12 protein-coding genes and 1 tRNA gene are annotated in these 14,918 nt (G+C 65.0%); 8 read left to right on the forward strand and 5 right to left on the reverse strand.

Translation table 11 applies throughout. The features are described 5' to 3' along the window. The first annotated feature begins 16 nt into the window (after positions 1-16). The 3 genes from ISM_RS04420 to ISM_RS04430 all read left to right on the forward strand — a co-directional run bounded on the left by ISM_RS04420 (position 17) and on the right by ISM_RS04430 (position 2,298). On the forward strand, positions 17-778 hold the full coding sequence (locus ISM_RS04420; protein WP_009812918.1) for a DUF1028 domain-containing protein: 762 nt from the start codon (positions 17-19) through the stop codon (positions 776-778). Next, positions 771-2,066: an NAD(P)/FAD-dependent oxidoreductase gene (locus tag ISM_RS04425; protein WP_050754110.1), complete on the forward strand. Its 1,296-nt coding sequence runs from the start codon at positions 771-773 to the stop codon at positions 2,064-2,066. The genes ISM_RS04420 and ISM_RS04425 overlap by 8 nt, the downstream gene beginning before the upstream one ends. A 156-nt stretch (positions 2,067-2,222) precedes the next feature. Further along, positions 2,223-2,298, forward strand: a tRNA-Thr gene (locus ISM_RS04430). Between the two features lie 222 nt (positions 2,299-2,520). On the opposite strand, the gene ISM_RS04435 is transcribed toward ISM_RS04430, so the two are convergent. Further along, positions 2,521-3,129 (reverse strand): NAD(P)H-dependent oxidoreductase, encoded by a 609-nt coding sequence (locus ISM_RS04435; protein ID WP_009812920.1) that lies wholly within the window; start codon positions 3,127-3,129, stop codon positions 2,521-2,523. Between the two features lie 213 nt (positions 3,130-3,342). On the opposite strand from ISM_RS04435, the gene ISM_RS04440 reads away from it, so the two are divergent. After that, positions 3,343-3,639: a winged helix-turn-helix transcriptional regulator gene (locus ISM_RS04440; RefSeq protein WP_254655645.1), complete on the forward strand. Its 297-nt coding sequence runs from the start codon at positions 3,343-3,345 to the stop codon at positions 3,637-3,639. On the opposite strand, the gene ISM_RS04445 is transcribed toward ISM_RS04440, so the two are convergent. Beyond that, positions 3,636-4,481 (reverse strand): helix-turn-helix domain-containing protein, encoded by an 846-nt coding sequence (locus ISM_RS04445; RefSeq protein ID WP_009812922.1) that lies wholly within the window; start codon positions 4,479-4,481, stop codon positions 3,636-3,638. The genes ISM_RS04440 and ISM_RS04445 overlap by 4 nt on opposite strands. A 146-nt stretch (positions 4,482-4,627) precedes the next feature. On the opposite strand from ISM_RS04445, the gene ISM_RS04450 reads away from it, so the two are divergent. The 3 genes from ISM_RS04450 (at position 4,628) to ISM_RS04460 (ending at position 9,438) form a co-directional block, all read left to right on the forward strand. Then, on the forward strand, positions 4,628-6,226 hold the full coding sequence (locus ISM_RS04450; protein ID WP_009812923.1) for an ABC transporter substrate-binding protein: 1,599 nt from the start codon (positions 4,628-4,630) through the stop codon (positions 6,224-6,226). Positions 6,227-6,310: 84 nt separating this feature from the next. Further along, the gene (locus tag ISM_RS04455) at positions 6,311-7,930 is read left to right on the forward strand and encodes an amidohydrolase (protein ID WP_009812924.1); all 1,620 of its coding nucleotides are present in this window, start codon (positions 6,311-6,313) and stop codon (positions 7,928-7,930) included. 137 nt (positions 7,931-8,067) lie between these two features. Then, positions 8,068-9,438 (forward strand): oligosaccharide flippase family protein, encoded by a 1,371-nt coding sequence (locus ISM_RS04460; protein WP_009812925.1) that lies wholly within the window; start codon positions 8,068-8,070, stop codon positions 9,436-9,438. Here ISM_RS04460 and ISM_RS04465 read toward each other — a convergent pair. From ISM_RS04465 to ISM_RS04475, 3 genes are all read right to left on the reverse strand, one after another. Beyond that, complete coding sequence (locus ISM_RS04465) at positions 9,393-10,145, reverse strand: hypothetical protein (protein ID WP_217622862.1); 753 nt, start codon at positions 10,143-10,145, stop codon at positions 9,393-9,395. The two genes, ISM_RS04460 and ISM_RS04465, sit on opposite strands and share 46 nt — an antisense overlap. A 26-nt stretch (positions 10,146-10,171) precedes the next feature. After that, positions 10,172-11,092: a phosphotransferase gene (locus ISM_RS04470; RefSeq protein WP_009812927.1), complete on the reverse strand. Its 921-nt coding sequence runs from the start codon at positions 11,090-11,092 to the stop codon at positions 10,172-10,174. Positions 11,093-11,477: 385 nt separating this feature from the next. Further along, positions 11,478-12,353 (reverse strand): hypothetical protein, encoded by an 876-nt coding sequence (locus tag ISM_RS04475; protein ID WP_009812928.1) that lies wholly within the window; start codon positions 12,351-12,353, stop codon positions 11,478-11,480. A gap of 289 nt (positions 12,354-12,642) precedes the next feature. Between ISM_RS04475 and uvrB the strand changes: the two genes are divergently transcribed. Beyond that, complete coding sequence (gene uvrB / locus ISM_RS04480; protein ID WP_009812929.1) at positions 12,643-14,841, forward strand: excinuclease ABC subunit UvrB; 2,199 nt, start codon at positions 12,643-12,645, stop codon at positions 14,839-14,841. Positions 14,842-14,918: the final 77 nt, after the last annotated feature.

Here is a 14,918-nt window from a genome sequence, read left to right on the forward strand (position 1 = left end):
TTTCAGGAGACCGCAAGTGACCTTTTCCATCATCGGACGTTGCACCCGCACCGGCGCCTTTGGCGCGGCCATCACCACATCTGATCTGGCGGTGGGCGGGCGCTGTGTCCGGCTCGTGCATGGCAAGGGCGCGATGCTGTCGCAGCACCGCACCGACAGCCGTCTCGGCGATCTCGGCATCTCGCTTCTGGCGCAGGGCAAATCCGCCAAGGACACGGTGACCGAGGTCTGTGCCTCCTCCAAGGACATCGAATGGCGGCAGATCGGCGCGCTCGACGCCAAGGGCCAGACCGCCGTCTATCACGGGCGGCGGATGTATTCGATCTACACCCATCACACCGGCGAAAACTGTCTCGCGCTGGGCAATATCCTCGACAATGATCAGGTGACCCGTGCCATGGCCGATGCCTTTGTCGCCGATCCCGAGCTGCCTTTGGGCGAGCGTCTCATGCGGGCGCTGGAGGCCGGGCGCGACGCGGGCGGCGAGATCATCGGCCCGCTGCGCTCGGCCGCGCTTCGGGTCACTGGCGAACATGGGATCGACGCGCAGGACCTGCGCATTGACATCTCGGAGGCCACCGCCGTGGAGGATCTGCGGGTTCTGGTCGATGCCTATGCCGACCGGGCCGACATCCTGCGCCAGGTGGCGCTCGCCCCCGAAGGCCTGCCGGTGATGCGCAGCCTCTTTGATGCGAGCATCGAACGGATCAACGAACTTGGCCTCGAGGCGCGGTTCCCGACCGCGCGGCATCGCGACCGATGGGTGCTGCGTGACTGACCTGCGCCCTGACGAGAGCGTCTTTTGGGACCATGTGACCGCGCCCGAGACGCCCGCCCTGCCGCTGCCCGCCCGCACCGATGTGGCGGTGATCGGCGCGGGCTATACCGGGCTGGCCACCGCGCTGCATCTGGCGCGGGCGGGACGGCAGGTCACGCTCTTTGAGGCGGGCGGGCTTGGCGCGGGCTGTTCGTCGCGCAACGGCGGCATGGTCGGCCCGAGCTTTCACAAGCTGGGGGTCGCCGGGCTCACCGCCCGCTATGGCGCGGCGAAAACCCTCGACATCATGGGCGAAGGGCTGCGCGCGCTGGAGTATTTCGAAGGCTTCGTCGCCGACGAGGGCCTCGACTGCGATCTGCAGATGCGCGGCCGGTTTCGCGGCGCCCGCACCCGCGCCGATTACGAGGCAACGGGGCGCGAATGCGACTGGCTCGCGCGGCATCTCGGCCTGCCCTGCGAGATGATCCCCGAGGCAGAGCAGCACCGCGAAATCGGCAGTGCCGCCTATCGCGGCGGCGTCGTCTATCACCGCGATGGCGGCGTGCACCCGCGCAAACTGCTGCTGGGGCTGGCGCAAAAGGCGCAGGCCGCCGGCGTCGCGATACACTGCCACTGCCCGGTGACTGGGCTGCGTCCTGAGGGCGACGCCACCACGCTCACCACGCCGCAGGGCAAAACCGTGGCGCGCGAGGTGGTGATGGCCACCAACGCCTATGCCGATGGCGCGACCCGCGCCATGCACCGTCGCGTGGTGCAGATCCGCACCGCCGCCGTGGCCACCGAGCCGCTCGGGGCCGAGGTGATGCGCGACCTCACCCCCAAGGGGCGGATGCTCGGCGAAAGCGGCCGCATCTTCATGTGGTATCGGCCAAGCCCCGACGCCGAGCGGTTCATCTTTGGCGGTCGCCTCGGCCGGCCCGGCGGCCCCGCCGCGACCCAGCGCCGTGCGTTCGCCACCCCTGTCACCCGCGTCTTTCCACAGCTCTCGGATGTGGGGTTCAGCCATGTCTGGTCCGGCTCCGTGGCCTATACGCCCGATCACAGCCCGCATCTTGGCCGCTATGACGGCGTCTGGCTCGCCGGGGGCTATTGTGGCTCTGGCGTGACGCGCAGTGTCTATTTCGGCATGAAACTCGCCCGCAAGATCCTCGGCCAGCCCGAGGCCGACACCGCCTTTGACGATCTCGGCTTTCCGACCGTGCCCTACAAACCGCTCTCGGGCCTCGGCGCCCAGCTTCTGACCCGTTGGTACAGCCATCTCGACGCCCGCGACCTGCACCGGGACTAGACCCGTGGGGCCAAGCCGCCCCGCGACCAAACTCCGATCTTGTCCTCGCACGCGAAGCCGGGTAAACGGCTGACCACCAGCGCCGAGTCGACCCGCCCCGCGGCCCCCGACCCCGGCGCTTCGATGCAAGCGCACACCCCGCGCCACACCATCGAGGCCCCTATAGCTCAGCTGGTAGAGCAACTGATTTGTAATCAGTAGGTCCGCGGTTCGAGTCCGTGTGGGGGCACCATCTACTTCCCGATCAACCGATGATGCCTATAGGGATTTGATCCGGCTGCGTCTCCTTGAGCGACACGTCGGTTCACGCGAATTGGGTGTGGCGATGCGAAGCAACCCGGTGCCATATCTTCGAGCGATTAAGAGCTCAGGCTGTTTCGCAGATCGCCACGGCTGGGTCAGCCGAAACCTGCTGCACCCGCTTTGCTAGGTCGCTGCTGATCCAGACACGCCGTCAGGCCGCGGCATGTTCGGCCGCCGCGATCACCGCCTTCAGCTGAGCATCGAAGCGGGCGAAATCCGCCTCGATCTCGGGCGCCTTCATCACATCATAGGCTGCGAAGCTGGGCAGCGGCGTCATGCCGAAGAAACGGGCGTTCAGATGCATCGGCTGCAACAGATCATCGAGGCTGTCACCGCGGAAGAACGGCTCTGAGCGGTCATCGAAGGCCTCGCGGGGGGCGTTCAATGTGACCGACAGCATGTAACGGGTGCCGGTCAGCGCGCCACCCATGCCATAGTTTTCCTTCGGCGCTTCTGAGCGGCGACCATCGCCCTTGGTCAGGCGACCGTCCATGCCGGCCGTATAGACCTCGTCCATGTATTTCTTGAACGACCACGGCACGCCCATCCAGTTCACCGGGAATTGCATGATCACCGTGTCGGCCCAGATATGGTTCTCGATCTCCGCATCGACGTCATAGCCCTCGGCCACGGTGGTTACCCGCACAGGGTGCCCCTGTGTCGCGAGGAGGGTGCGGGCGCGGTCGGTCAGGGCGGCGTTCAGGGTGCCGGGGGCAAAGTCATAGGGCTGCGCGCCGTTCAGAATGAAAATGTTGCTCATGGTCGGTTCCTTTGTCTCTTTCGGGCCCGGCTTGACGCGCGGGCGGTGCGAGAGAAATTGCGATTGCAGGAAACCAAAATCAACCAGTATACTTTTTGTAACCTTAAACCACGATGATGGAGACATCTTATGAAGGCCAGGGTTGAGAGTGATGCACAGGGAAGGCGGCAAGTCTATGAGGCCTGTCTTGAGCCTTGCGCAATCGAACAGGGAATGCGGATCATCGGCGGAAAATGGACCGGTTCGATCCTTTGGCACCTCCAAGATGGCCCGGTGCGGTTCAACGATCTGGCCCGGATGGTGGGAGGCGCGTCCAAGAAGATGATCACCGAACGTCTGCGACAACTGGAAACGCAGGGGCTGGTGCGACGCGAGGTCATGGCGACCGCCCCGGTGTCCGTACAATACGAGATCACCGAAATCGGGCGCAGCGCCCTGGGGTTCCTCGACGAGCTTCGGAAATGGAGCGAGGAGTTGCCACAGGACATCCACGCCGCCTCCCGCCCCTAAGGAACTTGTCCAAGCTCTGAGCCACTTTCCCGACGCGCCAACCCTGCGCGGAGGAAGCACCCCCCCCAAGACACCGTCAGCGTCTCGGTGCTCAGGTAGCTGCGGATCGTCGGGTCGATCTTGCGGCTGTTGAAGGGCAGCACGCCGCAAGCGCCGAGCGCCTCGCGCGCGGGCACCTGCGCGCCGAGTTTCTTCCAGATCGACCGCGACGCATAGGGCAGCAGATAGGGGCGCGTCGCCACGCCCATCGTGATGCCTTGCAGATAGTTCACCTTCTGCCGGGGCGACGGCATGAGAATGGTCTCATCGACGCTGGCCTCGCTTCTCGCCTCCTGTTCGAGGATATAGATCCGCCCGCCGCGCCGTGTCACCACGCCATCATACCGGGCGCGATGCACAATAGTGCCATCGCGCGACGTGGCCCGCTCGAGCGACCGGACGAGAACATAACCGTCGCGCTCGTAGATGCAGCTCAGCCCGCGCAGGATGTAGCCCTCCCAGGACGGCGAGGTGATATGCGAATGGTACCAGCCGAGATAGCGGCGCATCTCGCTGGAGCCGGTTTGAAACGCCTCGGCAAAGAGATCGAGCGGCCCGGCATGGCGCGCCACGCGGTCGGTCTTGCGGCGGCGCTCGAACTCTTCATGCGGCGCCATGAGCTCGGCCTCGGTGCAGCGAAAATAGCGGGCGATCCGGCGCAGGTTATGGGCGGCTGGCATGCCCGCCCCGCTGAGGTAGCGATTGAACTGCTGCCGGTTGAGCCCGATGTCGCGACACACTTGGGCAATGCTGCCGCGATCGGCGCAGAGGCTCCGCAGGTTGCGAGAAAAATCTTCCGTCATGGGGCAAAACCTTCGCAGTCTGACGCGAGTTTACAGCAAAACGCGTACAACCACTAAAACCCGCGAAGTTTCTAGAATCAACCGCGGCTTCGATCCTTGGCCCCAATAAAGAATCGTCAAAACGCGTCCGACAGGAGAATGATATCGTGACCCACCACAAAACAGAGACCGACTGGCTCGTTGCGGAACTGCGCAAGGGGCGTTTGTCGCGGCGGGCCTTCCTCGGCCGCAGCGCGGCGCTTGGCGTGGCGCTGAGCGTCGGTCAGGGCCTCTATAGCCAGGCCATGGCCGCCACCCCCAAACGGGGCGGCCATATGCGGCTGGCGATGGGCCATGGCGCCACCTCCGACACGCTCGACCCGGCCACCTTGCTCAACGGGCTGCAATGGACGGCGGCCTATGGCATCACCAACACCCTGACCGAGCTTGCGCCCAGCGGCGAACTGGTCGGCGGGCTGGCCACCGAATGGAGCACCTCGCCCGATGCCCGCATCTGGACCTTCAAGCTGCGCGAGGGGGTGGTCTTTCACAATGGCAAGACGATGGAGGCCGAGGACGTCATCGCCTCGATCAACTACCACCGCGGCGAGACGTCGAAATCGGTGGGCAAGCCGCTGCTGGACACGGTCGTCGATATTCGCGCCGACGGGCCACAGGTCGTGGTGATCGAGCTTTCGGCAGGCAATGCCGACTTTCCCTTTAATTTCGGCGATGCGATCTTTGGCATCTACCCGGCCAAGGATAACAGCATCGATTGGCGCGCGGGCGGCACCGGCGGCTATATCCTCAAGACCGAAAAGCCCGGCCAGATCTATGAATTCGAACGCAACCCGAATTACTGGAACGGCGACAACTCGGCCTTTGCCGACACGGTCTCGCTCATGTCGATCACCGATCCGGCGGCGCGGACCAATGCGCTGATCACCGGCGAGGTCGATTGCATCGACAAGATCGAACCCAAGACGGTGGCCCTGCTTGCCCGTCGCCCGGATATGATCGTCGAAGAGGGCGCTGGCCCGCTGCATTACACCTTCCCGATGCTCACCCGGACCGCGCCCTATGACAATCCCGATCTGCGGCTGGCGCTCAAATATGCGCTCAACCGCGAAGAGCTGGTGGAAAAGGTGCTGTTCGGCCATGGGGTGGTGGGCAATGACCACCCGATCGGACCCTCCTACCGCTATCACGCCAGCGATATCGAACAGCTCAGCTATGATCCCGACAAGGCCAAGTTCCACATGGAGAAATCCGGGCTGGGCAATGCGGCGCTCAACCTGAGCGCGGCCGACGCGGCCTTTGCCGGGGCGCTGGATGCGGCGGTGCTCTATCAGGCCTCGGCCAAGGCGGCAGGCATCAACATCAATGTCGCGCGCGAGGCCAATGACGGCTATTGGGCCGATGTCTGGCAGAAAAAGCCTTGGGTCGCGAGCTATTGGGGCGGCTACGCCACCGAAGACACGATGTTCGCCACCGGTTTCGCCGCCGAGGCCGCGTGGAATGACACGCAATGGGATGACCCACAATTCAACGAGCTGATGGTCACCGCCCGGGCCGAGCTCGACGAAGGGCTGCGGGCCGAAATGTACCGCGACATGCAAGTGATCCTCCGCGACCGAGGCGGCTCGATCACCCCGATGTTCGCCAATGACATCCACGCCCGCACCGCGAATATCGCCCATGGCGATCTCTCCTGGGTGCGCGGCTTTGACGGGCGGCGCATTCTCGACCGCTGGTGGATGGTCTGACGCCAAAGCCCCTGCCCCTGCCCCTGTCCCTTTCTCGGACCGGGGCGGGGGCACCGCATTTCCAACCTGAACTGACCGGATGCCATGTCATATAAATTCTATTTCAACGGTCCCATCCTGACGATGGAGACCGACAGCCCCGAGGTGGGCGCCGTTCTGACCAAGGACGACCGCATTGCCGCAACCGGATCAGAGGCTGCGCTGCGCGCCGAGCTGCCCGAGGGCACCGAGATGATCGACCTCGCCGGGCGCACGATGATCCCCGCCTTTCTCGACCCGCACGGGCATTTCCCCGACCCCGGTTTTGTCGCGCTCTTCCGCGTCGATATCGCCGCCCCGCCGCGCGGCGATTGCCGCGACATCGCCACCGCCCTCGACCGGCTCCGCGCCAAGGCGGCCGAGACGCCCGAGGGCCAATGGATCATGGCGGTGAATTTCGACAACACCGCTCTGGCCGAGGGTCGGATGCCGACGCGGGACGAGCTTGATGGCGTCTCGACGCGCCATCCGGTCTGGGTCTTGCACACCTCCGGCCACAATGGCGTCGCCAATTCCCGCGCGCTGGCTGAACATGGCGTCACGCGCGACACGCCCGACCCGACCGGCGGCCGCTATGGCCGCGATACCGAGACCGGGCGGCTGACCGGGCTGATCGAAGGGCTCTCGGCCATGGGGCGCATGGGCGACACCGATTTTCTCATCGACCGCGACCGGTTCTGGCAAGGCTTCGACGCCTGCCGCGATGAATATCTGAGCCATGGCGTCACCTATGCCCAAAACGCCTGCGCGACGCGCGACATGATCGACCATTTCGCCAGCCTGCCCCCCGGGCGCGATCCCGGCATCGACATCCTGCTGCTGCCCATCAGCGCCGAGGAACCGGCGCTGAGCCAAGGCCCCGACGCGCTCGACTGGCCCGACACGCCCTATTTCACCCTCGGCCCGCGCAAGCTCTTTACCGATGGCGCGTTTCAGCTCCAGACCGCTTTTCTGAGCCTGCCCTACCATCGCCCGGCCCACCCCGAGGCCCCCAGCGGTATGAGCTATATCACCCGCGAGCACCTCTTTTCAGAGGTCGATAAACTGCACCGGATGGGGTTTCAGATCCATTGCCACTGCAATGGCGATGCCGCCTCCGATATGTTCCTCGATGCGGTTGCCGCAGCCCAAGACGCCCTGCCCCGCGACGATCACCGCCACACGATCATCCACGGTCAGGTGATGCGCGACGATCAATTCGCCCGCTGTGCGACCCTCGGCGTCACCATCAGCTTCTTCTCGGCCCATATCCATTTTTGGGGCGACCGGCATCTCGACACGTTCCTCGGCCCCGACCGGGCACAGCGCATCTCGCCCGCCGCCTCCGCCGCCCGCCACGGGCTGCGCTACACGATCCACAATGACGCCGCCGTGACCCCGACGCGGCCGCTGCATCTCGCCCATTGCGCGGTCAACCGGCGCACCGCCTCCGGGCAGCTTCTGGGCGAGACGGAAAAGATCAGCGCCTATGAGGCCCTGCGCGCCCAGACCATCGACGCCGCCTGGCAGGTCTTTGAGGAGGACAATCGCGGCTCGATCCGGGTCGGCAAGCTGGCCGATTTCGCCGTGCTCGACCGCAACCCTCTCGACCATCCCGAGGCGCTCGATCAGATGCGGGTCTGCCGCACCGTGCGGCGCGGCGACACGGTGTTCATCCGCGACTGAGCCCCCGATCCACCCCCCGCCGGTGAAATCCACCGATGCAATCTGGCCGGGCATTTGCTAGGTGAGAAGGAACGCGCCGGTGTAAGGCGCGGATTGGGGGCCGTGCCACCGGCGCGGCAAGAGGGGAGCAACGGCGCGTGACATCGCGGAACGGGGGCCACGGCCAGAGAACGATCATCGACCGCGTGCTGCGCGGCTCGGGCTTTATCGCCATGGGCATCCTTGGCGCCCAGGGCCTGCGGCTCGCCGGCAACCTGATCCTGACCCGGCTGCTCTTTCCCGAGGCTTTCGGCCTCATGGCGCTGGTCAGCGTCTTCATCGTCGGGATGAAGATGTTCTCGGACATCGGCCTGCGCCCCTGGATCCAAAAGGACGACAAGGGCGACGATCCGGTCTATCTCGACACCGCCTGGACGCTTCAGGTCGGGCGCGGCGTGATGCTCTGGGTCTTTGCCTGCGTCATGGCGCTGCCGGTCGCGGGCTTTTTCAACGAACCGCTCCTGGCGCAGATCCTGCCCATCGCCGGGCTCGAACTGGTGGTCGCCGGGCTCATGCCGACCCGCGTCGCCACCGCCCACCGGCACCTGCGGGTGAAACAGCTCACCGTGCTGCAAGTGGCGAGCCAGGCCATAGGGCTCAGCCTGATGATCCTCCTCGCCTGGCAGATGCAGAGCGTCTGGGCGCTGGTCTATGGCAGCCTCGCCAACACGCTCGTCCTTCTCGCCGCGATGCATTTCGGCCTGCCCGGCCATCGCAACCGGCTCCGCCTCAACCGGGCGGCGGCGGCGAAAATCGTCTCCTTCGGCAAATGGATCTTCCTGAGCACGATCTGCGGCTTTGTCGTGGCCCAGGGCGACAAGATCGTGCTGGGCAAGTTTCTCAGCGCCGAGGCGCTCGGCCTCTACACCATCGGCTTTTTCCTCGCGAGCTTTCCGGTGATGCTCATCGAAAAGGTGACGCGCAAGGTGCTTATCCCGCTCTACCGCGAACAGCCCCCCGGCGCGTCACGCGAAAACTTTGCCCGCATCCGCAAGCTGCGCTTTGGCGTGACCGGCGGCATGTTCCTCCTGCTCACGGGGCTGGCCCTCCTTGGCCCGGTGATCACCGACATCCTCTACGATCCGCGCTATGCGGTCTCGGGCGTGATCCTCGTGCTGGTGGCCTGTGCGCAGATGCCGCTCGCCATCGGGCTCACCTATGATCAGGTGGCGCTGGCGCAGGGCAATTCCCGGCAATTCTTCGTGGTGGTGGCGATCAAGGCGGTGCTGATGCTGGCGCTGAGCCTGGCAGGCATCGCCACGTTCGGCATCGCCGGTGCGATTGCCGGACAGGGGGCGGCGCATCTGCTGACCCTGCCCGCGATCATCTGGCTCGCCCGGGCGCATGGCGCTTGGGACCGGCTGCATGATCTGGTGTTCCTGCTGGCGATGCTCGTTCTGGGCGGCACCGCGATCTGGCTGCATCAGGACGGGATTGCCGAATTGATCCGCCTCGGCGCCACCGGCTGAGCCTCTTCGCGATAGCGCGCCTCGATCTCCGAGAGCGCCGCGGCAATTGCCGCCTCGCTGCCGCCATCGGGCAGCGCCGCGAGCCAGCGGCGATGCACCCCGATCACCCGCAGCGGAAACAGCCCCGACGCCCCGGCGGCCTTGGCCGAGGCCAGCCGATGCGTGCCATGCGCCGTCTTGATCAGCGTGCCATCGCGCCCGATCATCGCCTCCGGCAGATCCGCCCCCGGCCGCTGACGATAGCCTTCGCGCGCCATGGTCTCGAGCAGATCGACGAGATAGCCCTCGAACAGCGCGTCGAGCTCGGCCACATCCCGCGCCGCTTCGGTCTTGTGGGTAAACACCCCGCCCACGCCGATCAACTCGAGCCCCTGCTGATACCAGCGCGAGCGCCGATACTCCGGCAGGCTCTGATAGAGATCCGCGACGAGCCGGTATTCCTCGCGCTGCTCAAAAGGCCGCGCCCGCAAATCCCAGGTGCCGCGATAGACCCCGCGCCGCCCCAAGAGATATTTGAGCCGCAGCACCCCATGCCGATAGACCGGCTGCGGCAGGTTCTGCGCCGACCACACGACCCAGGGCAGATGCGGCTCGAGCGTGTGCAGCTCTACCCGATGCGGGTTCACCTCGAGAACCACGGGACGAAACAGCGGACGCGTCCCGCGCGCCCCCGGGGCGGGATCGGACAGGCCGGAGCCAGATTTCAAGGCAGATCGATCAGACATACGGCTCTTTACTGCGAAAATTGCCGGGCAAACACTGTGGTTTCTTCCGCCATGGCGCGAAACATCTCTTCCGGGAAATGTTCGAGATCGCTTTGCATCTCGCCCAAGGCACAGAGCACATAAGAGGTCACATCGGCCCGCTCGCCATGCAACACGCGCAGCTGCCGCGCGACATGCTCGTCGACGAGCTTGGAGGGCGCGTTGCTGCTGATCGCAAAGCGGCAGAGATCAAAGAATGGATAGCCCGCCGACCGCGCCCCGGCCCAGTCGATCACCCCGAAAGGCATCGCTGCGGAGGGCCCCGACATCATCACATTGCCCATCCACAGATCGGAATGCTGCGCGCAATTGACCGGCGCCCAGCGCCCCGTCGCCAAACGCTCGCCCGCCGCATCCGCCGCCCGGCGCAAAAGGTCCGGATGGGCGGCATCCGCGCTCAGCCGCGCCAGATTGGCGGCAATCCGGCTCTGTTCCTGCGCGCCTGCCGGGACCTTGGTCTCGACCAGCATCCCCGACAGCCAGTCCATCACCTTGACGCGCAGCCCCCGCTTGGTGAGATAGCGCGACAACCGGCCTTGCGGCAGCTGGCCAAGCATCGGCCAGATCGCGAAAGACCGCCCTTCGAACTCGCCCGTCTCCAGCGGCTCGACAATCGGTTCGGCATAGCGATCCGAGAGCTTGCGCCGGATCTTGGTGAGCTTGCGCACCCCGCGCGCCACCAGATCGGGATTGCCATCGCCGGACACGGTGACGAAGACCGACGTCCCCTCGGGCGTGGCCACCGCCAGTTTCGACGTGGCATCCGCCGCCTCTTCGGGGGCCGCGACCACATCCGACAACACCGCCCCCACCGCGCCGACCGGGTCGGAAAACGCGGGCGCGCGTTGCAGCCGACAGGTCAGATCGGCAAGGGATACAGGGTCGATCATGAGCGCGAAGCTCCTAAGCCAAAATAATTTTCACTGGCAGACGCGGCCATACTCAAATCAAACAGGTGCTCTTGCGCTGTGGCGGCCCAGAGGCCAAGCCGCGCAGAGTGTCACGGCCCTGTCATGAAGGCTGTGTATACGCCTTGCGGAGGCGATACAGCGCTCGGATCACAGGGCCCGCCCCAAAACGCGACGGAACAACACGCACTCAAACAGGTAGATTTCGCCAGAACTGCCTGAAAAAGCGTGCAAATCCTGACGACCCTCGAAACCCGAGGTGTCTCAGGGTACTAGATCGCCGCGCTATTTTCAATTGTATCAGCTCTGTGACACTGCGTTCCGGTGCATTTTTCCCGGAAATATCAAGGTGATCCCAGCCCCGGCTTTAGGGTGTGATCATCGTCACGCCGGGGATATGGCCAATGGCCTCGCAATCCTCGTCATAGATCACTGACAGATCCTCGATCATGCTGTCGGTCCAGCCCGGCAGATCGAGCTCTTCGTCAAGCGCCTCTTCCTTCGCGAACTTGTCGAGAAAGGCCACGATGACCCGGCGCCGCTGCACCTCGCTCATATCGGGATGCTGATCGACATAGGCGAGGAACCGCTTCATCCCGGCACCGCTCATGATCTCATGCAGCAGGTAGAACTCGCCATCGAGCCGCAAGGTCGCGTCGACCCCGGCCATCTCGCGCAGCACCTCGCCCCAGATGAGCGGCGTATCCTCGTTGCACCAGACCGTCACCGGCAGATCCGGCACCTCGCGGCTGATCCGCGAGAGCATGTCGGACCACAGGATGTCCCTCGGCTCGCCACCGCCGATATATTCCGACACGCTATGCGCCCGCGCCTCATGCGCCAGCGCCGGCAACAGCCCTCCGGGATCGCGCAGCGCGAGGAAAAGCTCGACATCGTCGAGATGGAAAATCTCTTGAAACAGCCGCAACCGCGCCACCGCCGCCGGGTAGAACAGCCCCGAATTCACCGCCATGCGCGGCGTGCCGAAAAACCCGTGATTGCTGAGGATAAGCCGCTCTGTCCCCTCCGGCACCCGCATCTTTTCCAGCACCCGCGCCCGCGTGTCCGCCGGCAGCCCGGACTGCAGCCCCTCATTGAGAAGATCGCGCAGCAATTTGCGATAGCTGTTGGGATGCGGCACGGCTGTTCCCAGCTCCGACAGGATCGGCTCATTGCCCATCAGGCATTTCACCAGCTTGTCGTCGTCCGTCTTATGCGCACCGGCGTGAATGATGACCTGCATATGTCTCCTACCTTGGCCGTTCTGGCCTTGGCCCGTCTGGCCTGCCTCGCGCGATCCCTGTGGCCCGCCCGAAGGGGGCGCGTGGCACCGTCTGCTGTGATGTCGCCCATGACTAGCCCTCGATCAAGGCCAAAAAAGGACCGGCCCGCGGCGTGTTTCGGGTCGTTTCACCGCGCAAACCCCTGACAATTATGGTCAGCAGCACCGCGCAGGGCCCCCGCCCCGCCCCTCGGCGCTTGAAGCTCGGCGGAAAAACATCACATTCTGGGTCCAGACAAAGGAATCCCTTATGCCCTATGCCCATTCCGACGGCTCGCAGCCGATGATGCACGCCCCCGCGCCGGATGTGAAGGCGCGGCCCAAGCTCGAGGGCGGCAAGCGGTTCGAAATGGTGACCGAGTTTTCCGCCGCCGGCGATCAGCCCACCGCCATCGCCGAGCTGACCCAAGGCGTGACCGAGGGCGAGCGCGATCAGGTACTGCTGGGCGCGACCGGCACCGGCAAGACCTTCACCATGGCCAAGGTGATCGAGGAAACCCAGCGCCCCGCCATCATCCTCGCCCCGAACAAGACCCTCGCGGCGCAGCTCTACGGCGAATTCAAAGGCTTCTTTCCCAACAACGCCGTCGAATATTTCGTCAGCTACTACGACTACTACCAACCCGAGGCCTATGTGCCGCGCTCCGACACCTTCATCGAGAAGGAAAGCCAGATCAACGAACAGATCGACCGGATGCGCCACTCGGCCACCCGCGCGCTTCTGGAACGCGACGACGTGATCATCGTGGCCTCGGTCTCGTGCATCTACGGCATCGGCAGCGTCGAAACCTATGGCGCGATGACCCAGGACCTCAAGGTCGGCTCGGATTATGATCAGCGCAAGGTCATCGCCGATCTCGTGGCCCAGCAATACCGCCGCAATGACCACGGGTTTCAGCGCGGCTCATTCCGGGTGCGCGGCGACAGTCTCGAAATCTGGCCCGCCCACCTTGATGACCGCGCCTGGAAGCTGAGCTTTTTCGGCGAAGAGCTCGAGGCGATCACCGAGTTTGACCCGCTCACCGGCGAAAAGACCGACACGTTCGATCAGATCCGCGTCTATGCCAACAGCCACTATGTGACGCCGAAACCGACGATGCAGCAGGCCATCATCGGCATCAAGAAAGAGCTGCGCCAGCGGCTCGATCAGCTCGTCGGCGAGGGCAAGCTTCTGGAGGCGCAGCGGCTCGAACAGCGCTGCAATTTCGATCTCGAAATGCTCGAGGCGACCGGCGTCTGCAACGGGATCGAGAACTATTCGCGCTATCTCACCGGCCGCGCCCCGGGCGAGCCGCCCCCCACACTTTTCGAATTCATCCCCGACAATGCCATCGTTTTCGCGGATGAAAGCCATGTGAGCGTGCCGCAGATCGGCGGCATGTACCGGGGCGACTATCGTCGCAAATTCACCCTCGCCGAACATGGCTTTCGCCTGCCGTCCTGCATGGACAACCGTCCGCTCAAATTCGAGGAATGGGATGCGATGCGGCCGCAATCGGTCTTTGTCTCGGCCACCCCGGCGGCGTGGGAGCTCGAACAGACCGGCGGCGTCTTTACCGAACAGGTGATCCGCCCCACCGGGCTTCTCGATCCCCAGATCGAAATCCGCCCGGTCGAGACCCAGGTCGATGACCTGCTCGACGAGGTGCGCCGGGTCTCGGCGGCGGGCTATCGCACGCTCTGCACCACGCTGACCAAGCGCATGGCCGAGGATCTCACCGAATATATGCATGAACAGGGCATCCGCGTGCGCTACATGCATTCCGACATCGACACGATCGAACGGATCGAGATCCTGCGCGACCTGCGGCTCGGGGCCTTTGACGTGCTGATCGGGATCAACCTGCTGCGCGAGGGGCTCGACATTCCCGAATGCGGGCTGGTGGCCATTCTCGACGCCGACAAGGAGGGGTTCCTGCGCTCGGAAACCTCGCTCATTCAGACCATCGGCCGCGCCGCCCGCAACGCCGATGGCCGGGTGATCATGTATGCCGACCGCATCACCGGCTCGATGGAACGCGCCATGGGCGAGACCGAGCGCCGCCGCGCCAAGCAGATCGCCTATAACGAGGAACACGGCATCACCCCGGCCACGGTCAAGAAGAACGTCGAGGACATTCTCGCCGGGCTCTACAAGGGCGACACCGATCAATCCCGCGTCACCGCCACGATCGACAAATCCCTGCATGGCGGCAATCTCGAAACCGTGCTCGAAGGGCTGCGCGCCGACATGCGCAAGGCCGCCGAGAACCTCGAATTCGAAGAGGCCGCGCGCCTGCGCGACGAGGTCAAGCGGCTGGAGGCGGTCGATCTCGCCGTGGCCGACGACCCGCTCGCCCGGCAATCCGCCATCGAGGCGGCAGGCGAGGCCGCCAAAGGCGCCCGCGGCCGCTCCACCGCAGGTCGCCCCGGCCAGCGCGGCGGCAATGTGAAACGGAAAGGGCGGTAACGTCGGGCCGCGGTGCGGCGATCCCCCCGCTCAGGATCGCGCTTTATCCCGGCCACGCCCCTCCGCCCCATCCGTCT

Origin of the sequence: Roseovarius nubinhibens ISM (genome assembly GCF_000152625.1) — a bacterium.
GTDB lineage: Bacteria > Pseudomonadota > Alphaproteobacteria > Rhodobacterales > Rhodobacteraceae > Roseovarius > Roseovarius nubinhibens.

Excerpts from the sequence above, each read along its gene's own strand:
- ISM_RS04435 (WP_009812920.1), bottom strand. The coding sequence starts at position 3,129 with ATGAGCAACATTTTCATTCTGAACGGCGCGCAGCCCTATGACTTTGCC.
- ISM_RS04475 (WP_009812928.1), bottom strand. The coding sequence starts at position 12,353 with ATGCAGGTCATCATTCACGCCGGTGCGCATAAGACGGACGACGACAAG.
- ISM_RS04470 (WP_009812927.1), bottom strand. The coding sequence starts at position 11,092 with ATGATCGACCCTGTATCCCTTGCCGATCTGACCTGTCGGCTGCAACGC.
- uvrB (WP_009812929.1), top strand. The coding sequence starts at position 12,643 with ATGCCCTATGCCCATTCCGACGGCTCGCAGCCGATGATGCACGCCCCC.
- ISM_RS04445 (WP_009812922.1), bottom strand. The coding sequence starts at position 4,481 with ATGACGGAAGATTTTTCTCGCAACCTGCGGAGCCTCTGCGCCGATCGC.
- ISM_RS04455 (WP_009812924.1), top strand. The coding sequence starts at position 6,311 with ATGTCATATAAATTCTATTTCAACGGTCCCATCCTGACGATGGAGACC.
- ISM_RS04440 (WP_254655645.1), top strand. The coding sequence starts at position 3,343 with ATGCGGATCATCGGCGGAAAATGGACCGGTTCGATCCTTTGGCACCTC.